The sequence below is a fragment of the Gammaproteobacteria bacterium genome (genome assembly GCA_014075255.1).
Taxonomy (GTDB): domain Bacteria; phylum Pseudomonadota; class Gammaproteobacteria; order UBA4575; family UBA4575; genus JABDMD01.
Genome location: CP046178.1, coordinates 1,577,873 through 1,603,920, shown reverse-complemented (window position 1 = coordinate 1,603,920; position 26,048 = coordinate 1,577,873). Strand labels below are relative to the sequence as shown.

The window sequence follows — 26,048 nt, the reverse complement described above, 5'->3', positions numbered from 1 at the left end:
GTTAGCTATGATATTGGTATGCAGCATGCTTAGCGCTCATCACAAGTGAAGTAACAATTAAAGAAATAGTAATAAGAATAATACCAAGAGCGAGAGCAAGTTCGATGTCGCCTTTGCGTGTTTCTAGTGCAATGGCAGTGGTCATGACTCGAGTTGCATGGTTGATGTTGCCACCTACAATTAATACCGCACCTACTTCGGCAATGGCGCGACCAAAACCTGCAAACACGCCTGTCATTAAACTAAAGCGTGTTTCCCACAATAAAGTTTTCATCATGCGTGATGCTTTGGCACCTAGCGCGCGCAGTTGTTCATGGTATTCAACATTGGCATCAAGAATGGTTTGACGTGTAAGGGCAGCGATGATAGGAGTGATTAAACACACTTGTGCAATGATCATCGCAGTGGGTGTAAACAATAAACCTAACACTCCAAGCGGGCCCGAGCGCGATAAAAGCAAATACACTACTAACCCCACTACTACAGGTGGCAATCCCATAAAAGCATTCAGTAGTGCAACAATTATTCCGCGGCCATGAAATTTATACAAAGCCAGTGCTGCACCCAGCGGCAAGCCAATTAAGCTGGCAATAAAAACGGCAGTTATGCTCACACGCAAAGATAGCCCAATTATTTCTATCAGAGCTGGGTCTAATTGAAATATAAGTTGGAACGCTTTGGAAAAAGCATGTGAAAAATCGTTCAAGACAAGTACCAATTGAGTTGCAGATTATTAATACATCTGCATGGATAATTATTTTTAGATAACGGCTACAGAGATAATACCGAATTAAGAATCTCGCTTACGCGTTATTTGGGGATAATATTCTTATTAAGCCTTGTGATTATTATGGTTATTGTTTATGAATTAGGCTTTTTAACCGGCATTACGATATCGACTTCCTGAATATTATCGTCCAATTTTAAGCCGACCGTTACGGTAATTTCATCATTGGCTTTAAAAGCAGATTTTGGAGTCATTAGCATCAAATGATAACTGCCTGGCTCCAGTATAAGCGAGCCACCAGCAAGTATTGGTAAGTCCTCTTGGCGCCGCATTTTCGCCACACCGTTTTCCACAATAGTGCGGTGAATTTCAACTGCATTGAATTGATTGCTTTTTGCAAAGGAAAGTATGCGGTCTTGGTCGGTATTGTTTTTAATAGTTACATAGCCAGCCATAGCGCCCGCATTGGGTGGTGCTTCACGTACCCAGGCACCTTCAGTGCTGAAGGATTCTGTAGGGGTTTGATTGCAGGCTACAAGTAGTGTGATAAAACTAAATAAGATTATTTTGTACATTAATTTGACGGTAGTTATAGGGTAATTACGGTTCGATTACAGTGCATGAAACTTTTATAATTATACAATGAATAGCATAAATTTATGAAAGGACCTGAGAGTTTATTATGAGTGAAAGCCCTGACGATCGCATATATTCAGAAGAACATATTTGGTTGCTGTTAGAAACTGATGAAATAGCCACCATTGGTATTACTGAGTATGCGCAGTCTGAATTGGGCGACATTGTATATGTAGAGCTGCCAGAAGTTGAGAATGAGTATCAGCCAGGTGGTGCTTGTGCAATCGTGGAATCCGTAAAAGTTGCAAGTGATATTTTTGCACCTATTGGATGCAAAATAATTGCAGTGAACGAGGAACTTGTTGATTCGCCTGAAGTATTAAATGAATCACCTTACGATGAAGGCTGGTTATGCAAGATTGAAATATTAGATAAATCATCAATTGACAGCTTATTGAATGCAAGCCAATATGATTCTTCTATTGAGAATTAGTGTTTAAAAATTAAACACTTCAAAATAATAAATAAGCCATAACGCAAGTTATCTCGGAGAAATACATGGCAAAAATTACATTACAAGGTAATGAAATACACACAAATGGAAACCTTCCAGAAATTGGTTCTACAGCACCCGATTTTGTATTGGTTAATAAAGATTTAGAAAATGTATCGCTTGCATCTTTCCCTGGCAAGAAAAAGCTTCTTAGTATTGTTCCAAGTTTAGATACACCGGTTTGCGCAACTTCTACAAAGAAGTTTAATGACTATGCTAAAGAGCATGAGGATACAGTGATTTTAGTCATTGCAGCCGATCTACCATTTGCAATGTCACGTTTTTGTGGAGCTGAAGGGGTGGATAATGTTAAGCCACTTTCAATTATGCGATCTAACGAATTTTCGCGCGATTACGGCGTTTTAATAGAAGACGGTCCTCTGGCAGGGATTACAGCACGTGCACTAGTAGTTCTTGATCAAGAAAACTCAGTAGTTCACGCTGAGCTTGTGGGTGAAATTGCTAATGAGCCCGACTACGATGCTGCTATGCAGGCATTAAATTAACGTTAAATTTCTATTATTTGCGCAATCGTATCTCTTGCTGATTGCGCAAGTTCTTTTCTAAGTTGATCTTTACTTTTTATAGGGTTACATAAAGTCACGTCAGCAATCGTGCGTTTAGCACACATAATTCTAAAAGCATGTTGCACTAAATTTGGTCCTTCAACATAAGGAACAATCGGATTGATGTTTTCAGTAGATTGATTTTCTAATGGCGGATAACGCAATGCGACAGCTTGCACAGGTGTGTCTGTCTCAATTGCAGCTGCAAATAAACGCGCATGAAACATTTCTACTGAACTACCTTTAGTAGTTTTGGCTTCTGGGAAAGATGCCACGCTATGACCTGCTTTTAATTTTATCTTTACGAGTTCAACCGCTTCCGCAGCACCATTTTTTGAACCGCGATGAATAAACAAAGTGCCTGCCTTAGCAGATAAGGTGCCTACGATAGGCCAATTGCGTATCTCTGCCTTAGATAAAAATGAAACCGGCAGTACGGAAGATATGATTAATATATCGAGCCAAGAAATATGATTAGCAACAACGAAAGCTGGAGCCACAACTGGAGTACCTTTGACCTGAATTTCAATTCCAATAATTTCGGCAGTTTTTCGCAGCCAGCTAAGAATGATGTGGTGTTGTTCTTGTGATAGATCATGGCTTTGCGTGCCATGAAGTTTTGTATATGACAAAAACAGCCCTTTGAATAGATGTGCAACGAGATGAAACAGTCGCAAAATGCCACGTAATGCACTCATGTTTGAAAATTATTATTGGGTTTAATTTGTTGGTGGTTGAATGCTTGTATCAGCAAGAATCTTCTGTAATTCAGCAAATGATTCAATGGGCGCATCGCATTGCATGCCTTGACAAACATATGCAGTAACACCTTCGTTGCTTGAAGTCTTATGCTTCTTTTCAGCAACGGCTTCAGGTAGGTCTTTAGTTTCTTCATCAATAGCATACACCATGCGTTGCGGCGCATAGCCTCGAGTACATTCTTCATACCATTTTGTTAACGCTTTCTTTTTTCCATTGAGAATAATAATTTGCGGTGGGTGCAATTGTTCTTCAAAAGCATGTAACAAGCTTGTGTGGCCCATAGGTGATTGGCTGATGGCATGTGCTGCAAACTGAATTACGCGTTCAGCAGCTTCTATATACTTTGAATCTGCTAATAAATAGCCGAGACGCGCTAATGCAAAAGCAGCAACACCATTACCAGAAGGAGTGGAATCATCACTAATGGTTTTCGGTCGTTGAATGAGTTGTTCATGATCACTGGCAGTGAAATAAAACCCACCCAGTGTTGGGTCTTCAAACTGTTCTAACATAACATCTGCAATTTCACATGCCCAATTCAGATCTTCTGTATTCCAACGAGCCTGTAACATTTCTAGCAAGGCATCTAGTAAGTATGCATAGTCATCTAAATAAGCATCGAGATGTGCTTTACTTTCTGTGCCAGAGGCTTTATAGGTTGCAAATAAACGCTGGTTTTTCCACATGGTGGTTCGAATGAAGTTAAGAGCACGATCTGCGGACTCTATATATTCGCCATTGTTTAAAGTGCGGCCAGCTATTGCCATGCCGCGAATCATGAGTGCGTTCCAGCTCGTTAGAATTTTTTCATCACGACCAGGGCGAATGCGTTTTTCTCGTAGTGCAAATAATTTTTGTTTAGCGCTATTTAATAGTTCATTAAACTCAATAATACTAATCGATTGATCTTCACAAATTTGTTTATCGGTTTTAAAAATATGCAAATGATATTGGCCCTCAAAATTAGCTGCGCCATCCAAACCAAAGTGTGGTGCAAAGATGGCGTATTCTTCAGCACTTAGAACATTTAGAACTTCAGATTTATCCCATACGTAGAATTTTCCCTCTGTTCCTTCCGAGTCTGCATCCAATGTTGAATAATAACCTCCTTCAGGAGACTGCATCTCACGCATCAGCCATCTTGTAGTACCTTCGCAAGCTCTTTTAAACTGGTCTGAATAATTTAACGAAAAAGCTTGTGCATACAGTGCTAGTAAAGGGCCATTGTCGTAGAGCATTTTTTCAAAATGCGGGATCATCCAATATTGATCTACAGAATAACGACTAAATCCTCCTCCAAGATGATCATAAATTCCACCTGCAGCCATTTTTTCCAAACTGAAAATAGCGGCATGCAAAGGGCGAGATTTTTCTATACCGGCTAACTTTGATAGGGCATAAAAACGTAATAGCCGTTCTATGTTTGTTGGGTGCGGAAATTTTGGAGCATTACCAAACCCGCCATGTTCCGCATCAAAAGTTTGTTCGAGGAGTTGATTGCAACTATCAAGAATATCTGGTGTTAAATCCGTTTTTGTGTAATTGGGTTCATAGATATTTTGCAACGCAGTATTCATTGATTCATTTTGAGCACCAATTTCTTCACGTCGGCTTTGGTAAAAGTCAGAGATGTGATGTAGCAGTTCTTTAAATGCAGGTAGTCCATGACGAGCTGTATCTGGAAAATAGGTGCCACCAAAGAAGGGCATTTGATCGTCAGGAGTTAGAAACATCGTCAGGGGCCAGCCGCCTGAACGTTGTGTCAGCAAAAATTGTGCGGTTTGATAAATTTTGTCGATGTCAGGACGTTCCTCTCGATCAATTTTTATATTGATGTATAACTCGTTCATTATTTTCGCAGTGGCCTCGTCTTCAAACGATTCATGCGCCATGACGTGACACCAATGACATGCAGAATAACCAATCGATAACAATATGGGTTTGTTTTGCTCTTTAGCTAAATTTAGTGCGAGCTCACCCCATGGATACCACTCTACTGGGTTGTATGCATGTTGTAGTAAGTAGGGGCTGGTTTGATCAGCGAGATGGTTTTTGTTTTTTGTCATTTCTGTATTTTCTTAATTTTCATCACACAACACATCGCTCAGGGTGTTCAAATTTTATACATTATTTTACTTGTTACTACCAAAGTCTATCTATTGTTATAGTGTAAGTATGCTAACTTTTCCTGAAATAGAACCTGTAATTTTTGCACTTGGCCCACTTAAATTACGCTGGTATGGGCTTATGTATGCCATAGGCTTTTTAGGGTTCTGGATTTTGGGGCGAATCCATGCCAAAAAACCACATACCGTGGCGCAACCCGATGACGTCGGCGATATCTTATTTTACGGTATGTTAGGTGTGATCCTAGGTGGACGCATTGGTTCAGTGTTGTTTTATAACTTTTCTTATTTTTTGGAAAGCCCACTATACCTTTTCAAAATTTGGGAAGGTGGTATGAGTTTCCATGGCGGGTTGCTTGGAGTAATCGTCGCATTATGGATGTATCAACGGATAAAAGGGTATGGTTTTTTGCGATTATGTGACTTTGTTGCGCCGATGGTACCTATAGGGTTAGGCGCGGGTCGCATTGGTAATTTTATAAATGGTGAGTTATGGGGTCGAGTTACAGACGTTCCTTGGGGAATGGTGTTTCCGTATGCAGGAGAATTGCCACGACATCCATCGCAGCTGTATCAAGCTTTTTTAGAAGGTTTGCTTATGTTCATCATTCTTTGGATGTTTGCACAAAAGCCTCGTCCAGTCGGGGCAGTGTGTGGTTTGTTTGTATTGTTATACGGTGTTTTCCGATTTGTTATAGAGTTTGTGCGTCAACCGGACGCGCATTTAAACTTTATTGCTTTTGATTGGTTAACCATGGGGCAGTTATTGTCATTACCGATGATCATTGTAGGCATCGTAACGATGTGGTTAGCCTATAATAAATTTGGAATGGCTAAAGAATAATAAACCATGCAGCAGTATCTTGAACTTCTAACTCATGTCATCACGAATGGTGCTGAAAAAGGTGACCGCACAGGTACTGGAACTGTGTCTGTGTTTGGGTATCAAATGCGTTTTGATTTACAAAACGGTTTTCCGATGCTGACAACTAAAAAGTTACATTTAAAATCCATTATTCATGAATTGCTTTGGTTTTTGCGTGGCGAGACCAACGTAGACTACTTGAATAAAAATGGTGTCTCGATTTGGAACGAATGGGCAGATGAAAATGGGGAGCTCGGACCGGTATATGGTTCGCAATGGCGAAGTTGGCAAGGGGCTAATGGCACTGTGGATCAAATTAGCCAATTGATTAAGGACTTAAAAGAAAACCCGCTTTCTAGACGCCATATCGTTAGTGCATGGAATGTGGGTGAGCTCGACAATATGGCTTTACCGCCATGCCATGCTTTTTTTCAGTTTTATGTCGCACAAAATACACTTTCATGCCAGCTTTACCAGCGCAGCGCAGATGTTTTCTTAGGTGTGCCGTTTAATATCGCCTCTTATGCATTGTTATTGCAAATGGTAGCGCAAGTAACGGGTTATCAAGTTGGAGAGTTTGTGCATACCTTTGGCGATGTGCACTTATATAACAATCATATTGAACAAGCGAAGAAGCAATTAAGCCGTACACCCTATGAATTACCACTAATACATATTAATCCTGATGTTAAATCTATATTTGATTTTACATATAAAGACTTTGAATTACAGAATTATAAATGTCATGAACATATATCTGCGCCGGTAGCTATTTAAATATTCTCTAGTATGGAAATTGCAATCATCGTCGCGATGACACCACAAGGTCTTATCGGCAAAGATAATCAAATCCCTTGGCACTTGCCAGCCGACTTGCAACGCTTTAAAAAAACCACTATGGGCCACCCCATTATCATGGGACGTAAAACTTTCGAATCGTTACCAGGCCTACTCCCTGGTCGCCAACATTTTGTGCTAACACGAAATACTAATTATATTGCAGAAGGTTGCACGGTTATAACTAACTGGGCACAACTTGAGATCTTGATTGATGGTAAAGCGTTTGTAATCGGTGGGGCGGATATTTATAACTACGCATTGCCCATATCCAAACATCTTTATACAACCATCGTGCACGCAGAGCTAGAAGGGGATACGTATTTTCCAGCATGGGATAAAGACGAGTGGCAAGAAGTTGAGCGCGAGTTTCGTGAGAAGGATGAAGAAAATAAATTTGATGTAGATAATATCTTATTCAAACGAATTACTTAAATTATTGTTGAAACTAATTATTAATATTCTATTTCAAGGTAATAGGAGGTGTAATGATGCAAGCTGTATGCAAAATATTCCTACTTAGTATGCTCGGACTCTTGTTGATCAGTGTTGCTTCTGCGGAAAAGCCAAAGGATACAAATGCATTAGAAAATATTGAGGTAGGGAAGGTGGTTTGGGATGTGTTGGCAAGTCGTCCTGATCGGTTGCTTTTTTATTTAAAATTAATTGACGAAACTTATGATGACCTAGTGAGACAGGATGTAGAGCCGGATATGGTTTTTATTTTTCATGGCCGTGCTTTACAGCTGATAAAGTCGGAAAAAGTGGATTTCCTTACTAAAGACAAGCAAGCACATCAAGAAGTCCTGACTTTAATTAGTGATCTTAATGCTAGGCCAGGTGTGCAAATGGAAGTATGCTCGATTTCAGCGCGTATGCAAGAAATTGAAAATGACGGCATCATTTCAGATGTAAAGATGGTCGGAAATACATATGTGTCGTTAATAGGCTATCAATCAAAGGGATATTCTGTAATACCTATACATTGACTTATTTCATTTATCTTGGGACTTGTCTTTTTGCTTCGCATTCAACCTGGTAAGTAATAAATTTATCATTTTCGATTTGCACAGCAGTTAAGGCGCCGCCCCATAAGCACCCTGTGTCGGTAGCAATGATGTTGTAATTATTTACGTGCCCTAGTGTTGACCAGTGACCAAAAACAATTGTGGTGTCTTGGCTTTTGCGCGAAGCTATTTCATACCATGGTTTCATGCGAGTACTTTGGGTTCCAGGTGGACCTTTATCTGTAAAGCTCATTACACCTTGGTTGGTGCAGTAACGAACCCGCGTCATGAAGTTGGTAATGGTGCGGAGGCGGTTCCAACCTTTTAGTCTTCCATCCCACTGGTTGGGTTGGTCGCCATACATGTTGTTGAGAAAGTCTTTGTAGTTTTTAGAGCGTAACTTTGTTTCAACCTCTTTGGCATAGCTTAAAGCTTCTTTGATGTCCCACTGCGGTGCCAAGCCTCCATGTACCATAGCAAAGTCTAATTTCTTGCTATAACTCATCAAGGGTTGTTGTCTTAGCCAATTGATGAGTTCGTCTATATCTTTGGCTTTTAGTACAGAGTTTAAACTACTAGTGGAACTTAGTTCTTTTATGCCAGCATACGCCGCTAGAAGATGGAGGTCGTGATTACCTAATACGGTAACTGCAGCGCTACCTAATGATTTTACCCAACGTAAAGTCTCTAACGATTTAGGACCACGGTTAACTAAATCGCCAACAAACCAAAGTTGGTCTTTCTCTGGGTTGAATGAAATATAACTAACAAGTTCTTGTAGTTCGTCAAAGCATCCTTGCACGTCGCCTATTGCGTATATCGCCATTTCAAATTGCACTCACTAAAAGAATTTACCAAATATTTGGCAAGAAATAATTTTGGTGAATTGTATATCAGCTTTGATAAAAGCCGAATGCAAATCTCGTAGAGTTTGTCTTAGTGTAAAACTCGTGGGGCGGCTAAGGTAAAGGCGTTAATCGGCGCATCAAATTCAGTTCCGTCGTCCGCCACCATTTGATACGTGCCTTGCATGGTGCCAACGGGTGTCTCTAACATCGTGCCACTAGTATATTGAAAGGCTTCGCCAGGTCGTAAGTAAGGCTGTTCGCCGACAACCCCTTCGCCTCGGACTTCCTGTGTTTTTCCGTTAGAGTCTGTAATCAGCCAATGACGTGTGACTAACTTTGCAGGCACGTGTCCTGAGTTGTGAATAGTTACTGTATAGGCAAATACAAAACGACTTTCTCCCTCATCAGACTGAGCTTCTATATAAGAGGTATCTACACTGACGTCAATCTCGTTCTTATTTGTCATGTCACTATTATTTTCTTCCATGATGGTAATTATACCTAGTTAAAAATAAAAAACTCAGAAGTAGCTAACAGAATATACTGTTTACTTATTAACCACTATCGCCTTAAGCCTATTACTCTTAGGCAGCATGAAGCTTAAAAGATTCAATTAGTTGCAGAGGTATGGGCTAGGCAGCTAACTCATTGGAAAGTTTTATATATTGTGGAATAGAGATGTCTTGAGGCCGCAGACTGGTCTTTATATTTGCATTAGTCAATTGTTCTTCAGTGGCGAGATTCGACAAGCTATTTTTGATGGTTTTGCGACGTTGTTGAAAAGCGGTTTCTACCAGTTTACTAAACGCCAGGAGATCTTTAATTTGCTTAGAGTATTCATCGCTAGGAGTGAGGCGCATAAAACTTGAATTAACTTTGGGTGGAGGGGAGAACTCATTAGGACTGATGTCGAATAAGCTTTCAACTTTGTAACTACATTGAATCATGATGCTTAAGCGACTGTAGTTGGAGTCGCCCGCAGAAGCGATAATACGGTCCACCACTTCTTTTTGCAGCATGAAATGCATATCGATGATTAAATCAGAAAACTTTAATAAGTGGAACAGAAGTGGTGTCGAAATATTATAGGGTAGGTTGCCAAATAATCGTATCGGACTGCTTGAGTTTGCAACTTCATTAAAATCAAAATTAAGTACATCGCCTTGATGAATTATTAAATCACCAATAGCTTTACAGTTTTCACTTACTTCATGAGCAATGTCGCTATCAATTTCTATAGCATGTAATTGGCCAATACTTTTAAGAATCGGAATAGTTATTGCGCCACGACCTGGGCCGATTTCAACCAATTTGTCATTATTTTTAGGATAAATAACTTTTACAATATTATTTATTGTATTTGGGTTGGTTAACAAATGTTGACCAAAGCGCTTTCGTAACGGCCTAGTCATTAATGTATCTTTCGGAAGAATTCATAAAACATCCTTCATCAATGCACAATTTATGTATTTTTGGCTCATTATTTTTTTGGTTAGAGATCGCTATAACGTCATCGTTAAATTGATTTACAATTTTTTAATGTAAATCAAACGATATTTTATTGATGTTGTAAGAGCAGAAAAGATGAGATTAATTCGTAGTAACTTCTGGTAGGTTTTCCGCTGGAGCAATGTCGTTGTTAGTTCCTGGCTGTTGAGCAGATGTGGTAGGTGCGACTTGCTGTGAATCAGTTGGAGGTGGGATTACTACTTGCTGGTTTGCGTCTAATTTAACAAGATCTTTTAATGCATAAGTGCAAATAATTTCATAATCACTGCTTTCATTAGGTTTTGCTAAAGCTAGAGTAATGGTTACGCTTGGATGATATAATAATAATAATTCATTTGTTTTTAAGGCTTCTGATGTATTGGAGTCTGCGATGACTCCAAAACTTACATCTAAGCTTTCACCTATTTGATCGGCTATAGAACGTAATGCTGATAACGCAGTGTTGTTTTCTTTTAATTTAATCTGCCCAAGGTAGGCAACGCCTAATGCCGCTGCATCATTAGTAATTTCTAGTTTGCGAGCATCTTCAGACAAAGGTTGAAATTTAAAGGTTACAGTATTTGCTTGAACTAATTCAAAGCGCTCGTTACCTTTAAGTGTAATGGTTTTGTCTTCTAATCCTGCTGCGAATCCAGCGCTTGATATTGCAGAGAAGAACAATACCAGAGCGGTAAAAAATATTTTGTATTTCATAATTTTTGATAATTTGTTAAACAACTTGTTCAGCACCGTAATACACTTCTTCAATATTTAGGACTAATGCGCCTTTGCCTGGAAATTTAGGGTCTAACCAAATTTTCATATCATCATAGATCGGCCCGTCCGTATGGTATTCCAATGTGCCTTTCACTTGATAAGATTCTCTCTCAGGCGCTATGTATAGTAATGATCCTCTACTTCCAAGATTAATATTTTGCAATGTTTTACTAAATGCATTATTTGCTATTACAAATTGATCATCGTTGATCAGTTTTGCGCAGATCACCCATATAGAATTAGGCGCATTATCTTGGCTAGTAGTCGTCAAGACCATTCTTTCATCATGATTATTCCAAGCTTCTAAGGCCTGAGATGTAAGTTTTGCCATGTGTTTGTCCAGATGTATAGTTTTTCGTTACCGAGGTTTGCTCAGTTTTGCTGCTAAATTTGCTGCAGTGAGCAGGCTACTTTCATCTGCAATACCTTGTCCAGCAATATCTAAGGCTGTGCCATGATCTACTGAGGTGCGAATGATGGGTAAGCCTAGCGTAACATTGACGACTTCTCCAAAACCTTGATGTTTTATGACAGGAAGTCCTTGATCATGGTACATCGCTACTATGGCATCTTTCCCTTTGAGCTTGTGTTGAGTAAATGCGGTGTCTGCAGGTAAAGGACCTTCTAGATTCATGCCTTGTTGGCGTAATTTTTCAATAGTAGGAATAATAATGTTAATTTCTTCTTTGCCAAGATGGCCATTTTCTCCAGCATGGGGATTTAATCCACACACCGCTATACATGGCTTAGCAATGCCAAACCGATTAATTAAATCATGATACAAAACTGTTAGTACTCTAGTGATTCGGTCAGCTGTGATGTGTGAGGCTACTTCGCTTACTGGCAGGTGAGTGGTTATTAATGCAACGCGTAAATAGGAATCAGTGTTTGCGTCTATTTTTTCGTTTGCAAGTAACATAACAGGATGCCCACCCGTTTTGTTAGCAATGAATTCTGTATGTCCAGAAAAAGGGATGCCAGCATCATTAATAATGCTTTTTTGTACTGGAGCTGTGGTTAACGCTTGCAGGGTATTATTTTCAACAAGGTCGACTGCACTATTAAGTGTTGCGATTACGTAGGCAGAGTTACTGGTATTCAGCTGCCCAAACTCAACTGCGTTAGGTAGATCGACATTAAATACTTTTAGAGTGTTTGCTTGGTGTGATGTACTGGTTGCGCTTGCATCAAAAGGCGCTAGTTCTATTTCTATACCAAAATGTTTAGCTTGCTGTTGCAGTAGCTCATGGCTTGCGATGGCTACTATTTCATAGGCTAATGGTTGCTTGGCAAGTTTTAGGGTTAATTCTGGGCCAATACCTGCAGGCTCTCCTGATGTTACAGCAATTCGAATAATCTTAGACATTAACTTCAGCAGGATTAGTTAACAAGCAAGGCGAGCTTGCGTAACTAATTTGATGTGTGTAAGCGGTTTTCTATGTAACTTTCATCACGAAGTTGTCGCAACCACAATTCTGTTTCTTCCTCAATTTTACGTTGTCTAATTTGCTCACGTGCTTCTACACGCATCGCTTCTTGAGAATTGTCATGTTTGCGTTTATCTAGAACCTCCACAATGTGCCAGCCAAATCTACTTTGGAATGGTTCACATATTGTTTTAGGTTCAAGGTTATCGACAGCCTCTTGAAATTTTGGAACAAAATTGCTACTTACAGTCCAATCCATATTGCCACCACTTACTGCACTTCCTGGGTCTTCAGAATTTGCACGCGCTAACTCTTCAAAGTCATCGCCATTTTCGATTCTTCTTTTTAAGTCCTTAAGTTTTCGCTCTGCAGTTTCATCTGTCACTAAAGCATTGGTGCGAATTAAAATGTGTCGAGTAAGAACTTGATCAACCATAGTATTTTCGATTGCTCTTCGATCGAGCAATTTAAAAATATGGTAACCCGTTGCACTTTGTCCAATTCTGCTTATGTCGCCGACTTGCATGCTATCAATTTGTTGTAAAAAAACTTCGGGCAATTGGGCTGTATTGCGCCAACCAAGGTCACCTCCTTGTAAAGCATCTTGTGCATCAGAGGCTGCAATGACCAATTTGGAAAAATTATTTCCAGATCTTGCACGGTCATGCACAAGAGATGCGCGATGTTGAGATTTTTCGATTTGCCCTGGTTTAGGGTTTTCAGGCACAGCAATGAGAATGTGTGCAATATTGTATTCATATTCTTTCTTTAATAAGTCTTTATCTACCTTGGTTACTAATTCATTTACTTCGCTTTCCGATATTTGTATGTCATCGTCTATGATGCGTCTACGTAGTTGATCGAGTAACATTTCATTGCGTACTTGATCACGGTAGGCAATATAATCTATACCTTGTTTAATTAATGCTTCGCGGAATTGTTCTAGTGTCACACGGTTGCGTTTTGCTAAATCACGCATTGTTTGATCGAGGCTCAATTCATCTACTTGAATGCCTCTTTGTTCGGCGAGTTGAAGTTGTAGGCGCTCGACAATAAGGCGTTGTAGAACTTGCTCAACGATAACATCTTGCGGTGGCAGCGCTTCCGGGTTGCCTTCGAACTGTTTTAGAAGAACGTTTACACGCTGGCGTACTTCACTTTCCATGATTACATCGTTTTCTACTACAGCGACAATGCGATCAAGGAGTGTTGCATTAGCGATAGAAGTGAATGCAAAAGCTAGCAGCGCACTTGTGAATAGTGTTGCAGTGAAAAGTCTAAGCTGTTTTATATTAATCATATTCATTTTCAAAAATACTCATCGTCTCTGGCATCGTAGCCGCGTATACCACGTTCTAGTAATTCACCAATGGGTGATCCAATTTGGCCTAAGTCCTTTAATACGAGTTGAAGCTCAATGCTATTATTATAATCTTCATCAGTATTCTGATTATAGCGGCGTCCTGCTAAGCGAAGTTTCCAGCAACAAGTGTCATATTCGACCCCTACTAGTTGCTCTAAGTTGCGTTTTTCCTGTAAATCATAATTCCAGCGAGTGACTGCACGCCAATGTTCATTGATAGGCAACACCATAGAAATATCGGATTGCTCTAGATTTTCTCGCCTGTTGCTTAAGGAGTCGATGGGCTCAATGTCTCTTCTACGATAGCGGTATCCCATGTTAAAAATAAAATCATTCTCGCTATGGTACTGGAAACGTACTGAATTTCTTTCGGTATGGTCGTCGTGGGTGTCGTATAAAGTCGATGCGATAGCCTCCCAACGATCGTGCAAACCGATTTTAAGTTCGGCTGCCACTTCGGAAGAGTCTGCACCATCACGGGATTCTCCAGGTAGCGCCACTTTGCGATCACGAAAATGAAAAATCCGACCTATACTGGCGCGAAATTTTTCAGCCCCATTTTCAAGGTCAAGTACACGAGTCGTTAATCCTATGCTTAAACGGTCTGCGTCACCTATGCGATCACTGCCGCTGAAACGATCGTCACGGAATAATTGTTCAAATCCAAACTCATATTCAGCAGAATCAAATACAGGGATATCGTCTTGATTGCGAAAAGGTGTGTGTAAATAATAAAGGCGTGGCTCTAAAGTCTGGATATGAGCAGATTTTTTTAAATTCTTTTCAAAGATCAGACCAGCATCTAAATGCGCGCTGGGTATGCTGCGCGTAGGTTTGTCGTCTACACCATCTCTACGATTTAAATCATATTCAGTATAGTTCAGTCGTGCGCCGGGGCGAATAAAATATGCATTACTTTCAAATGGGCGCTCAAGCTCAATGCCCAAATGTAAGCGGTCTCCATCGATCTTATCATCATGCTCAAATTGCACCCACTCGCTTTCTGAGCCGAAATCAAATCCACCTGGTAAATTATAATAATCACTATCGAGTTTAATTTGCGGTATACGTTTAAAAGGCTTGTCAATATTGGGTAAGCTCTCATCGGCAATTTGAAAGCTTTGCGCTCGTGCTAAAAAGTCCCAATGGTCAGTTTGATAACTTAAATCTCCATGGCGCTCTACATACTGCGTACTACTTAATCCTAGTCCGTCACCTAAGTCTTCAAAGTAATTTTCATCAGAAAGTTTGTTGTATAACAAATCAAGTTTTAGATTTGAGGTAAATTGGCTAATGTGCTCAAAGCTTGCTAAATAGCGATCATCTTTAAATTCACTATCATCTAAATATTCCAAACCTAATTGACCAGCACTTTTTTTGTTTAAGTAACGAAAGTTAGATTTTAATTGTAAGCCTCGATCAGTTAACAGCCTTGGTGAAAAAATTGCATCTTTGTTTGGCGAAATATTCCAGTACCAAGGTGTTTCAAGTTCAAATCCTGAATCATTAGAGCTGCCTATAGTAGGCGCTAAGAATCCAGATTTTCGTCTGTCATCAATTGGGAAGCGAATCCAGGGTGTATAGAAAATGGGCACACCTTTGAATTTAACTAACACGTCACGTCCGATGCCATCACCTGTAGATTTGTTTAATTCAACTTCATCTGCGGAAAGTTCCCAAGTGCGGTCGTCTTCTTCACAGGTACTATAGGTGGTATCTTCAAAACGTACCAAGTCAGCAGAAGAGCGTTCAATACTTTTTGCCTTACCACTTGCGTGCAATGGTTTATATATGTAACTGGCATCTTCAGATTTTGCATAATCTGTTTCAAGATTGAGTTCTGCAGCTTGACTGGTAATTATTAACTGTTGATCTTCGGCGCGAACATTGCCGCTGGCGACAACATTTTTATTGTTCTCGTCATATTCCAATTTTTCGGCATCAACTGTCTGTGTGCCGCGTGTCATTTGCACCGCCCCCTCTAAGGTTGCTATTCCATTTTCATTACGTTTCGCTTGATCTGCGGTAAACTCTGCAGGCGTATTAGGGTCTAAAGGTATAACTTGTTGGCTAGATTCTGTAACTGAGCTGTCACTACATTGGCCATACGGGCTGTCTGCCGCTTGAGCCCACGTTGATAAGAAAACGCATGTCAGCGCTAAAACGGATACATACAGCTTGCTTATGGCTTTTATCAACACGGGATATAGGTAGAGTTGGCTAATTAAAGTACGTTAAAACGTGTTTATTATTGATTCTTATTATATGGGATCTAACCGCAAAGTCTGATTATTAATCAGACACTTACAGTGTAACAGTTTTAGGGTGAGTCATTGACCGAATCTGAGCAGCATAATGATAATTCTATGGGTAATTCCAGTGGTTCAAAGCAATTGGCTGGAAGCTTGATAGCGATTCTTACCGCAGGTTTATTGGTGGGTGCTTTATTTTGGACAAAAAAAGGCCCAGAAGCCAAGCTAGAGGAATTGCCCCCACTCAAAGTCGTACTTTTAGAGGTGCAACGACAAGACTTGAAGCCAACGGAATCTCTAACTGGCCGCTTGCAGCCTGTGAAAACAGCACAACTGAAATTTGAGGTTCAAGGCAGAGTGAAGAAGCGCTCGGTTGAACCCGGCGTATATGTTGAGCAAGGTGATGAGTTATTAAAGCTTGATGCTCAAGATTTGCAAGATCAATTCACTCAATCTAAATCTCAATACGACATTGAGCAGGCTGGAATACGGCGTGATCAGCGTATGCTAAAACTAGCCAAACAAAATTTAGAACTTCAAAAAGCTGAAGTACAGCGATATGAGCAACTAAATAGTGATTCACTGATTTCTGCATCTCAGTTAGATGCTGCGCGCCAACAAATGTTAACACTAGACTCACAAGTTTCTGACCTGCAATACAAGGTGACTACCTCAAAAGCTAGAGTCGCATTGAAAGAATCAGAACGTGATTTAACACAACGAAATTTGCAGCGTGCAACGCTTGCAGCTCCTTTTTCAGGTTATGTGAATGAAATTAATGTCGAAGTTGGTGACTATGTTACAGCAACTCAAGTTGTTGCAACGGTAGTTGATACGAATTCTTTAGATTTGCATCTCGATGTCCGCGGTGAAGTGGTTGCTGCTTTAAAGCTTAATCAAAAAATTGATGTGATGATTGGCTCAAACACCATGCCTGGGGAGCTTATCGCATTGCAACCTGATCCAAATATTACAACGAATACTCATGCGATTCGAATAAGACTTGCAGGTGATCAAGTGCAGTCCGGAATGTTGGCGACTGCAGATGTTCCATTAGGTCAGCAGATTGGCGTGCTTACGGTGCCTGTATCTGCTGTATCTACGAATGCGGGTGAAAGTTTTGTGTATAGCTATCAAGATGGTGTGCTAATTAAACTACCTGTGGTAGCCAGTAATAGAGTAGGAAGTAATTACGTTATTGCGTCGGGTGTTAAAGCAGGTGAAAAAATAGTAGCGCGTGATGTTGCAGGACTTAAGAACGGTCAACGAGTAATTGTTGCGCCTTAGTTTATTAGACTCTATACATGCAAAAGATTAGTGATTTAAATGTGCAGCATTTGGGAAAACTAGAAGGATCAGTATTAATATTTGGAGGTCCGTATAGTAATCTAGCGGCTAGTCGAGCAATACATAAGAAATCACAGGAATTAGGTGTTGCACCTCAAAATATAATTTGTACAGGTGATGTAGTGGCATACTGTGCAGAACCTGAAGAAACAACACAGCTTATAAAAAATTGGGAAATTCCAGTAGTAATGGGTAATTGTGAAGAATCTTTAGGAGATGATGCAGTTGATTGTGGTTGTGGATTTGAGGAAGGTTCTACTTGTGCATCGCTATCAGTAGACTGGTACAACTATTCTTTGCCAAAGGTCAGTGAGAAAAGTAAAGCATGGATGCGAGGGTTACCGCATGCAATAGAATTTAATTTGAACGATAAACTATTCAGAGTTGTTCACGGAAGTGTCAGTAGTATAAATAAATTTATATTTGATTCATCTCCAAATGATCTGTTTCAGAAAGAACTTAATTTAACCAGGGCAGATATTGTTATAGCCGGCCATAGCGGGATTCCATTTGGCAAACAAATCGAAAATAGATATTGGTTAAATGCTGGCGTGATCGGTATGCCAGCTAATGATGGAACTAGAGATGGTTGGTTTATGCTGCTCGAACCTGAAAATGAATCCATTGTCGCTCGTTGGTTTCGATTAAAACATGATTATTCATTGACCTCGCAAACAATGAAATCAAGCGGATTGGCAGGAGGCTATGCGGATTCAATTACTTCAGGATTATGGCCGAGCATGGATGTATTGCCAAGATTGGAAAAAACTCAACAAGGCACGAAAATACAAGTTCATTCAATGGTGATTTAGAGACATCCGGCTTATTTTTGATTGAAGCCTTAAATCAAAACTATCTATTTTTAAAACTGTAGACAATTATTAAAATGGGAATCATTAATTTCTCAATCAAAAACCCCCTTGTAGTGAACCTTTTTCTAGTGCTAATTATTGTGCTAGGAACTTTATCTTGGCGCAGTATGCCGCAAGAAATGTTTCCAGTAGTTGAAATTGATAAAGTCCGCATTAATACCATATTTGAAGGTGCGCCTCCCGAAGAAGTTGAGTCGCAAGTAACGATTCCTATAGAAGATGAATTAGATCTACTTGCAGATATTGATGTGGTGACTTCTGAAAGTAATGAGGGCGTGTCTAAAATTGTTATTGATCTTAAGCCAGATGCTAACATAGATGAGTTTGTGCGTGATCTGCGGTCTACCGTAGATGCAATAACTGACCTGCCAGAAGAATCAGAACGACCTACGATTACGCGGCTAAAAACTCGTTTTCCGGTTATTAGTATTAGTATTTATGGCGACGCGTCAGCCGGAACTTTGGTGCAGACCGCTAAAGATATTAAAAGTCGTTTACAACAAATTGATGGTGTTGCCAGTGTAAGCATTGCCGGCGAGCGTGAATGGGAATTATGGATCGTGGTTGATCCTTTTGTCTTGTCGGCACGAAATGTGTCATTGGCTGCGGTCACTATTGCATTGCGTAACAATCTGCGAGATTTGCCTGGTGGGTCACTGAAAGCATCAGAAGGCGATATTCTTTTACGAGGCAAAGGGGCGGCGCCGAATATCGAGGCGACCAAGAAGATTGTTTTACGTAGCGATACAAACGGTGGGCAACTTGTATTAGGTGAGGTCGCTGATGTGCAACTGCGTTTGGAGGAGACTAAAACCTTAGGTCGTTTCAATAATAAACCCTCTGTAAACCTCACCATTACTAAAACGGCTAAGGCTTCTACCATTGAGGTATCTAGATTAACACGTGAGCTTGCGGCGCAATTACAACAAGAGCTTCCACCCAATATTAAAGTTGGGTTATTTAGTGATTTATCTATTTATGTAAAGACTCGGCTAGAAACCTTAAAGTCATCTGGTGCAATAGGGTTAGTTCTGGTTTTGTTGTCACTGTATTTGTTTTTAAATTTTAGAGTTGCTGCAATTACTGCTATGGGAATACCGGTTTCATTTTTGGTTGCTGTAATTATTATTTATTACCTAGGCTATACCATCAACATGGTCTCCATGTTTGCGTTCTTAATTGCCTTGGGGATGATTGTTGATGATGCCATCATCGTGACTGAAAACACCTACCGTCATTTAGAGGGCGGTATGGGTGCCGTGCAAGCAGCAAAGAAGGGTGCGAATGAGGTGTTTTGGCCAGTAATGGCATCAACCTGCACCACAGTTGCTGCTTTTTTACCAATGTTTGGCGTGTCTGGAACGCTCGGCTTGTTTATTCAAGTGATTCCGGTTGTGGTTACAGCAGCCCTGGTAGGTTCGTTGTTAGAAGCTTTCGTTGTTTTGCCTTCACATTCAGCCGAGATGTTGCGTTTAGCTAAGCAAAAGAAACGCAGTAGGGTAGATTGGAATAAATGGTTAGAAAAGTATATTTCCGTTGTGAAATACGCTTTGCACAATCGTTATTTTATTTCTGCAATAACAATAGGTGTGTTAAGTGTTGTGTTGGCATTCGCTAAGACGCATATGCCATACAATCAATTTGGTGATGTTGAAATTGGTCAATTTCTGGTTAATGTTGAAGCACCCAATACCTACAGTATTGAAGATACTACTGAGCTAGCAATTCAAATTGAGAAAAAATTCGATGGAATATTTCAAGAGAACGAATTGGATACACTGCTAACGAATGTGGGTGTGACACTAATCGATTTTAATCGTTTAAAGCTTGGCAGCAACTACATTCAATTTGTGGTGGACCTAAAAAAACCAAAACCAAAAGGAGTTGTTGAAAAATTTGTAAGTCCATTGGTGAATATGCGTTTTACATCGCAAGGAGTACGAGAGCGTAGTACTGAAGAAATTTTAAATGAAGTGCGCGAGAGCGTGTCTTCAATACCTGGTATACAGCGTTTTTCTATATTGCGTCCACAAGGTGGTCCTGCAGGATCTGATATAGAAGTGGGTATAGTCGGTAAAGAAACAGAAAAATTACTGAGTTTGTCTGGTGAGGTAGTTACGTTTTTGCGACGTGTACCCGGAGTGCGTGATGTACGGCAGGATTTAGAACCCGGCAAACTTGAATATCAATACACTATTAATGCACGAGGTCGAGAGTTAGGTCTTACGCAAACGCAAATTGCCGATGCAGTACGTACAGGTTACTTGGGCTTGGAAGTGATGCAGGTAAATTGGAAATCTGACCGATATCCTGTAAGAGTGATTTATCCAGATTCGATACGTGAAGATGGAGCGGGTCTTAATCGCTTGCCGATTACACTAGAGAGCGGCGGTACGGTTTATTTAGGTGAGGTGGCCACGATAGAACTGGGTCGTGGATTGGGTGCAGTGCAACGACGCGATTCAAAACGATTATCTTTAATTACGGCTGAAGTAGATAAAGATGCCATTACACCACTAGAAGTAACAGCACTGTTAGAAGAAGAATTTAAAACTTTAAGTGATGATAATTTTGGTTACTCATTATTATTCTTGGGCGAGAAAAAAGAGGCGCAAGATTCCTTTAATGATATAGGTAAGATGCTGATAATTGCTTTGGCAGTTATCTTTTTTATCTTAGCCGCACTATTTAAATCATTATTAGATCCGTTTGTAATCATGTTTGCGATACCATTCGCAATTGTAGGAGTGATTGTTGGACATATGCTCTTCGGGTATAACTTGCAGTTTTTATCTATGATAGGTTTTCTTGCTTTGACGGGAATTGTAGTGAATGACTCACTGATTCTGATTGATTTTGCTAAAAAGAAAATTGCAGATGGAGCGAATTGTTTTGATGCGTTAGTTGAAGCAGGGCGGGTAAGGATTCGGCCTATTTTATTAACCACCGTTACTACATTCTTAGGTATATCGCCGCTGATATTTTTTGCTAGTGGCCAAACTGCATTTCTTTCACCGATGGCAGTAAGCTTAGGATTTGGTTTGATCTTTGCGACCGTATTAATACTTATTGTATTGCCGTGTTTTTATATGATTGCAGATGATTTACGTAATTATACTTCTGAAAAAATTAGATCTATGAAGGAAAATCCTGCATAGAAGCTTTACATTTAGGTTTATGAGTTTTGGTAATACGGATATTGGTAATATGATTTTGGTAATATAATGAGCCTAGCCTTTTGCGCACTTATGTTGGCCAAAAAACCTGCTATAGTCATTTTTCAATCTAAGGTGCACATTGGTCTGCATCCTTGTTCAAAACGGTAATCATATTGATTCACCTCAGTAAAACTAAAATAAACACAAAAATAGTTTTCGCCTAGACCATTCCAAGCTTTTGCATTGGGTGGGCCGATCTCTGGAGATAGTAAAAAAATGTCATTTGAATCACTCGGTTTAAGAACCGAATTACTCCGTGCTGCGTCTGAAAAAGGCTACAGCACTCCTACACCCATACAAACCCAAGCCATTCCTCCTATATTAGAAGGACGCGATCTAATGGGTGGCGCGCAAACTGGTACCGGGAAAACCGCTGGATTTACTTTGCCGATGTTGCAAAGACTGATGGAAAGCAAACCACAGAAAGGTCGACGTGTAATACGTACTTTAGTGCTCACACCAACACGTGAACTTGCCGCACAAGTTACCGAAAGCGTACGTACGTACGGCAAATATTTGCCTCTTCGATCTACTTCAGTGTTTGGTGGCGTAAGTATAAGACCGCAAATTAAAAAACTACGCGATGGTGTAGATATATTGGTTGCGACACCAGGCAGATTATTAGATCACGTAGGTCAAAACACAGTAGATTTATCTAAGGTCGAGATTTTAGTGCTTGATGAAGCAGATCGCATGCTGGATATGGGCTTCATTCATGATATCCGCAAAGTTCTAAAGTTAGTACCTAAGCAAAAACAAACACTACTATTTTCCGCAACGTTCTCAAATGAGATTAAGCATTTGGCGGGAGATTTACTTCACGAGCCCGAGTTAATTGAAGTAGCTCAACGTAATACTGCAGCGGAACGAGTAACGCAAGTGGTTCACCCGGTAGATGCCAAGAAAAAGCGCAAACTACTTTCCAAGCTCATTGGTGCTGGTAATTGGAAACAAGTACTAGTGTTCGCACGTACTAAACGAAATTGTGATCGTCTTGCGCTAGCATTAGTTAAGGATGGCTTGGATGCTGCTGCAATCCATGGCGGCAAAAGCCAAGGCGCTAGGACCAAAGCATTAGCACATTTTAAATCTGGAAAAGTGAGAGTGTTGGTGGCAACAGATATTGCAGCACGTGGCTTGGATATTAGCCAGCTCCCACATGTCGTGAATTATGAATTACCGCATGTGCCAGAAGACTATATACATCGAATTGGTCGCACGGGTCGTGCGGGTCATGAAGGTGAAGCGGTATCGTTAGTATGCATAGACGAAGCAAAACTACTAAAAGATATTGAACGTCTGATTAAGATTGATATTCCTAAAGTAATTATTGAAAACTTTGAGCCCGATCCGACCATCAAAGCGCAACCGATTACTATGGGGCGTCAGCAACAGCCGCGCCGTGGCAAAGGGCAAGGTGCTAAAAAACCATCACAAAGAAGGCAGTCTGGATCTGGAAAGAAACAAGCCAATGGCAATAAAAAGAAGCCATCTCCTTCTTCGTCTCCATATAAGGGTCGTTCTAATAATCAAGGACGATCAGGCAATCGTGCACGCCAGCAGAGCTCGCATGCTTAAGTAATCAGTCTGTTAAATGTCCGCTTTCAGCCATAAGCGGACATTACTCAATACCACCTATATTAACTTCTACTCATTCCAGTAGTCCGTTACTCGGTTGATTTCCCCATTTTCATGCTCCATAACTGTAGCTCCACGAACATCCCAAGCCTCATCACCACTGCCACCACTCATAGTCCATTCGATCGCAGCTTTATTGTTCAAAATCATGATGTTGTTCGGAATCATTTTGAGCCCTGGCGTGTCGTTCAGAAATTTTTGTATGAATGCTCGTGCTTCAATTTGTCCTGTAGATAATTTACTTGTTGGAATATCTTCATAAACAATTTCGTCTCCGAAATAGGCCATAATTTTATCTACGTCACCCACAGACCATGCCTCAAAATATTTCTTTATATCTCCTTCACCTAGTCCACTTGTCATTATGATCTCCACTAATATTGATTAGAAAAATTTTGTAATAGCATAAATTATAGGACCTAATTTACACCTCACATTCATTCCTACTATCACATACCTCAGTAAAAATGAGAATGTCTGCTTTCGGCCATAAGCGGACATTTTGATCTGTTAATAGACACCAATTCTAAACCAAAAAAAACGCCGAATAAAAGATTCGGCGTTTTTGTTTACCTAGCATTAATAATTAAAGTAACGGTGCAATCACTAAACTTACTATTGCCATTACGTTAATTAAAATGTTCATGGATGGACCTGAGGTGTCTTTGAATGGATCACCTACGGTATCACCCACCACTACTGCAGTATGGGTATCGGAACCTTTGCCACCCAAGTTACCTTTTTCTACATACTTTTTAGCGTTGTCCCATGCGCCGCCTGCGTTGGCCATCATCAGTGCCATGAGTACGCAAACGAGTAATGCGCCGCCTAACATTCCGCCAAGCGTTTCAGCACCAAATCCAAAACCAACTGCTACCGGTGCGATAACCGCTAACAAGCCGGGTGGGATCATGCGCTTTAATGCAGCTGTAGTTGCAATATCTACACAACGAACCGTATCGGGTTTTGCGGTGCCTTCTAACAGACCCGGAATCTCTTTGAATTGGCGACGAATTTCTTTAATCATGTCAAAGGCTGCATCGCCTACAGCAGTCATGGTCATGGAGGCCACAATGAATGGGAATATTCCGCCTATGAATAATCCGATTAACACTCGAGGATTACTAATATCGAGAATGATCTTACCGCTACCATGTGCGCTTACTTCCGCAAGGTAGGCAGTAATGATCGCTAATGCAGCTAATGCGGCGGCACCAATTGCGAATCCTTTACCTATCGCTGCAGTGGTGTTACCCACTTCATCAAGTCCATCCGTTATTTCTCGAACGTCTTCACCTAGCTCGGCCATTTCGGCAATTCCACCTGCGTTATCGGCTACAGGCCCGTATGCATCAATCGCCATGGTAATTCCTACGGTTGCTAACATGCCTACGGCGGCTATTCCTACACCATATAGATCCGCAAACTGGTTGGCGAAGAAAATAATTGCGGCAATGGCTAATACGGGTACCACTACCGATTGCATGCCGGTAGCTAAGCCAGAAATCATTACCGTTGCAGGACCAGTTTCACCACTTTTAGCAATATTTCTTACAGGAGGGCCGCCGGTGTAATACTCAGTTACGAGTCCAATAACGATTCCACCTACTGCACCTGCAAGTACTGCAATCCATACGCCATTATCAACACCTAGTGATTTTATGGTGAAGTATGCAGCGATAATGAAAACCACAGCGGATGAGAATGTGCCAATACGTAATGCGGTGGCAGGGGCTTTAGCGGCAAATATCTTAACAATTATGATGCCAAGAATTGAACAAAGCAGGCCAACCGAGGCTAAACCTAATGGCAAGAACATTAAGGTCTGTTTTGCGCCTAGTTGTTCTAATACTAAGGGGCTAAGTGTTGCAGCAATTGCGATAGTGGCAATAATGGAACCGCAATACGATTCAAAAATATCTGAACCCATACCGGCAACATCACCTACGTTGTCTCCAACGTTGTCGGCAATTACGCCTGGGTTACGTGGGTCGTCTTCCGGGATACCTGCTTCAATCTTTCCCACCAAATCCGCACCAACGTCAGCGCTCTTGGTAAAAATGCCGCCGCCAACACGAGAGAATAAAGCAACAATAGAAGCGCCCATGCCAAAGCCATGTATTAAATGGGCTGTAGCGGGATCACGCCCAAACATTAAATAGAGTGCGCCTAGTCCTAATAAACCCATTGAGGCAACCGTGAGGCCCATTATAGAGCCGCCAAAAAAGGCCACGTTTAATGCCGCACCTGCGCCTTTCTCGCTCGCGGCCGTTGTGGTGCGAACATTCGCTTTGGTTGCGGTATGCATGCCGATGAAGCCGGCAGCAGAAGAGCATAATGCGCCAACAGTGAAGGCGATGGCAGTTTTGTAGCCTAACGAGAGCCAAACTGCGACACCTACGAAGGCTGCAAAAATAAATAAGATTGTGTACTCACGGCGTATGAAGGTCATAGCGCCTTTATGAATTTCTTCACCAATTTCAACGACTTTGCCGCTGCCAGGTGAGTAGCTCATAATAACTCGGTAAATAATAAAGGCTGCGACGAGGCCTATTCCTCCAAGAATTACGGGTAGCTGGTCGATGTTCATTAATCTTTCTCCAAAATCGCTGGTTATTTATGTCAAAGGTGAGAGCAGTCGAATGGTTGTCGTTATTCTAGTCATTTTCGACTGGCCGCTGATTATATAAGTAAATTGGGGTGATTCAACTAATGAATAATCTTATGCAATCAAAAAATTGAATTGGTTAAAATACACTATAAAAAGTAGGTTAGAATCTTTTACCTGTTTCTCTATAT

The 26,048-nt window shown here is 40.7% G+C and carries 24 protein-coding genes; 10 read left to right on the top strand and 14 right to left on the bottom strand.

Going from position 1 to position 26,048, the window contains the following annotated elements; translation table 11 throughout:
• Window position 1 precedes the first annotated feature (1 nt).
• Window positions 2–706, bottom strand: a complete 705-nt coding sequence (locus tag GKR92_08115) for an ABC transporter permease subunit (protein ID QMU61661.1) — start codon at window positions 704–706, stop codon at window positions 2–4.
• A gap of 155 nt (window positions 707–861) precedes the next feature.
• On the bottom strand, window positions 862–1,302 hold the full coding sequence (locus tag GKR92_08110; protein QMU61660.1) for a copper chaperone PCu(A)C: 441 nt from the start codon (window positions 1,300–1,302) through the stop codon (window positions 862–864).
• 107 nt (window positions 1,303–1,409) lie between these two features.
• Between GKR92_08110 and gcvH the strand changes: the two genes are divergently transcribed.
• Window positions 1,410–1,796, top strand: coding sequence for a glycine cleavage system protein GcvH (gcvH, locus tag GKR92_08105; protein ID QMU61659.1), 387 nt, complete (start codon window positions 1,410–1,412; stop codon window positions 1,794–1,796).
• Window positions 1,797–1,861: 65 nt separating this feature from the next.
• Window positions 1,862–2,362, top strand: coding sequence for a thiol peroxidase (locus GKR92_08100; protein ID QMU61658.1), 501 nt, complete (start codon window positions 1,862–1,864; stop codon window positions 2,360–2,362).
• Between the two features lie 2 nt (window positions 2,363–2,364).
• Here the strand turns inward: GKR92_08100 and GKR92_08095 are convergent, their stop codons facing one another.
• Both GKR92_08095 and GKR92_08090 read right to left on the bottom strand, forming a co-directional pair.
• Complete coding sequence (locus GKR92_08095; protein QMU61657.1) at window positions 2,365–3,120, bottom strand: 1-acyl-sn-glycerol-3-phosphate acyltransferase; 756 nt, start codon at window positions 3,118–3,120, stop codon at window positions 2,365–2,367.
• Between the two features lie 21 nt (window positions 3,121–3,141).
• Window positions 3,142–5,250: a DUF255 domain-containing protein gene (locus tag GKR92_08090; protein QMU61656.1), complete on the bottom strand. Its 2,109-nt coding sequence runs from the start codon at window positions 5,248–5,250 to the stop codon at window positions 3,142–3,144.
• A 109-nt stretch (window positions 5,251–5,359) separates the two neighbouring features.
• Here GKR92_08090 and GKR92_08085 point away from each other — a divergent pair, with 109 nt between their 5' ends.
• Genes GKR92_08085 through GKR92_08070 form a run of 4 tightly spaced genes read left to right on the top strand, consistent with a single transcriptional unit; the run spans window position 5,360 to window position 8,001 of the window.
• Window positions 5,360–6,154, top strand: coding sequence for a prolipoprotein diacylglyceryl transferase (locus tag GKR92_08085; protein QMU61655.1), 795 nt, complete (start codon window positions 5,360–5,362; stop codon window positions 6,152–6,154).
• A gap of 6 nt (window positions 6,155–6,160) precedes the next feature.
• On the top strand, window positions 6,161–6,952 hold the full coding sequence (locus GKR92_08080; protein QMU61654.1) for a thymidylate synthase: 792 nt from the start codon (window positions 6,161–6,163) through the stop codon (window positions 6,950–6,952).
• 12 nt (window positions 6,953–6,964) lie between these two features.
• The gene (locus GKR92_08075) at window positions 6,965–7,447 is read left to right on the top strand and encodes a dihydrofolate reductase (protein ID QMU61653.1); all 483 of its coding nucleotides are present in this window, start codon (window positions 6,965–6,967) and stop codon (window positions 7,445–7,447) included.
• A gap of 53 nt (window positions 7,448–7,500) precedes the next feature.
• On the top strand, window positions 7,501–8,001 hold the full coding sequence (locus GKR92_08070; GenBank protein QMU61652.1) for a hypothetical protein: 501 nt from the start codon (window positions 7,501–7,503) through the stop codon (window positions 7,999–8,001).
• 10 nt (window positions 8,002–8,011) lie between these two features.
• Here GKR92_08070 and GKR92_08065 read toward each other — a convergent pair whose 3' ends face one another.
• The 8 genes from GKR92_08065 to lptD all read right to left on the bottom strand — a co-directional run bounded on the left by GKR92_08065 (window position 8,012) and on the right by lptD (window position 16,123).
• Complete coding sequence (locus GKR92_08065; protein QMU61651.1) at window positions 8,012–8,845, bottom strand: symmetrical bis(5'-nucleosyl)-tetraphosphatase; 834 nt, start codon at window positions 8,843–8,845, stop codon at window positions 8,012–8,014.
• A 110-nt stretch (window positions 8,846–8,955) separates the two neighbouring features.
• Window positions 8,956–9,333, bottom strand: coding sequence for a Co2+/Mg2+ efflux protein ApaG (gene apaG, locus GKR92_08060; GenBank protein QMU62750.1), 378 nt, complete (start codon window positions 9,331–9,333; stop codon window positions 8,956–8,958).
• A gap of 166 nt (window positions 9,334–9,499) precedes the next feature.
• Window positions 9,500–10,279 carry a 16S rRNA (adenine(1518)-N(6)/adenine(1519)-N(6))-dimethyltransferase RsmA gene (gene rsmA / locus GKR92_08055; GenBank protein QMU61650.1) on the bottom strand — a complete coding sequence of 260 codons (780 nt, stop codon included), beginning with the start codon at window positions 10,277–10,279 and terminating at the stop codon, window positions 9,500–9,502.
• A 178-nt stretch (window positions 10,280–10,457) separates the two neighbouring features.
• A complete protein-coding gene (locus GKR92_08050) occupies window positions 10,458–11,069 on the bottom strand; it encodes a hypothetical protein (GenBank protein ID QMU61649.1) in 612 nt (203 codons plus the stop codon).
• Window positions 11,070–11,085: 16 nt separating this feature from the next.
• A complete protein-coding gene (locus tag GKR92_08045) occupies window positions 11,086–11,463 on the bottom strand; it encodes a pyridoxamine 5'-phosphate oxidase family protein (protein QMU61648.1) in 378 nt (125 codons plus the stop codon).
• A 27-nt stretch (window positions 11,464–11,490) separates the two neighbouring features.
• Window positions 11,491–12,498, bottom strand: a complete 1,008-nt coding sequence (pdxA, locus tag GKR92_08040; protein ID QMU61647.1) for a 4-hydroxythreonine-4-phosphate dehydrogenase PdxA — start codon at window positions 12,496–12,498, stop codon at window positions 11,491–11,493.
• Window positions 12,499–12,542: 44 nt separating this feature from the next.
• Window positions 12,543–13,865 carry a molecular chaperone SurA gene (locus GKR92_08035; protein QMU61646.1) on the bottom strand — a complete coding sequence of 441 codons (1,323 nt, stop codon included), beginning with the start codon at window positions 13,863–13,865 and terminating at the stop codon, window positions 12,543–12,545.
• A 2-nt stretch (window positions 13,866–13,867) separates the two neighbouring features.
• Window positions 13,868–16,123 (bottom strand): LPS assembly protein LptD, encoded by a 2,256-nt coding sequence (gene lptD / locus GKR92_08030; GenBank protein ID QMU61645.1) that lies wholly within the window; start codon window positions 16,121–16,123, stop codon window positions 13,868–13,870.
• Window positions 16,124–16,288: 165 nt separating this feature from the next.
• Here lptD and GKR92_08025 point away from each other — a divergent pair, with 165 nt between their 5' ends.
• The 4 genes from GKR92_08025 to GKR92_08010 all read left to right on the top strand — a co-directional run bounded on the left by GKR92_08025 (window position 16,289) and on the right by GKR92_08010 (window position 23,189).
• Window positions 16,289–17,461, top strand: a complete 1,173-nt coding sequence (locus GKR92_08025; GenBank protein ID QMU61644.1) for an efflux RND transporter periplasmic adaptor subunit — start codon at window positions 16,289–16,291, stop codon at window positions 17,459–17,461.
• A gap of 17 nt (window positions 17,462–17,478) precedes the next feature.
• Window positions 17,479–18,333 (top strand): metallophosphoesterase, encoded by an 855-nt coding sequence (locus tag GKR92_08020; protein ID QMU61643.1) that lies wholly within the window; start codon window positions 17,479–17,481, stop codon window positions 18,331–18,333.
• Between the two features lie 80 nt (window positions 18,334–18,413).
• Window positions 18,414–21,551 carry an AcrB/AcrD/AcrF family protein gene (locus tag GKR92_08015; protein ID QMU62749.1) on the top strand — a complete coding sequence of 1,046 codons (3,138 nt, stop codon included), beginning with the start codon at window positions 18,414–18,416 and terminating at the stop codon, window positions 21,549–21,551.
• 276 nt (window positions 21,552–21,827) lie between these two features.
• Window positions 21,828–23,189 (top strand): DEAD/DEAH box helicase, encoded by a 1,362-nt coding sequence (locus tag GKR92_08010; GenBank protein QMU61642.1) that lies wholly within the window; start codon window positions 21,828–21,830, stop codon window positions 23,187–23,189.
• Between the two features lie 69 nt (window positions 23,190–23,258).
• Here the strand turns inward: GKR92_08010 and GKR92_08005 are convergent, their stop codons facing one another.
• Together GKR92_08005 and GKR92_08000 are read right to left on the bottom strand one after the other, a co-directional pair.
• Complete coding sequence (locus GKR92_08005; GenBank protein QMU61641.1) at window positions 23,259–23,612, bottom strand: hypothetical protein; 354 nt, start codon at window positions 23,610–23,612, stop codon at window positions 23,259–23,261.
• 223 nt (window positions 23,613–23,835) lie between these two features.
• Entirely contained in the window at window positions 23,836–25,839 is a 2,004-nt protein-coding gene (locus tag GKR92_08000; protein ID QMU61640.1) for a sodium-translocating pyrophosphatase, read from the bottom strand.
• Window positions 25,840–26,048: the final 209 nt, after the last annotated feature.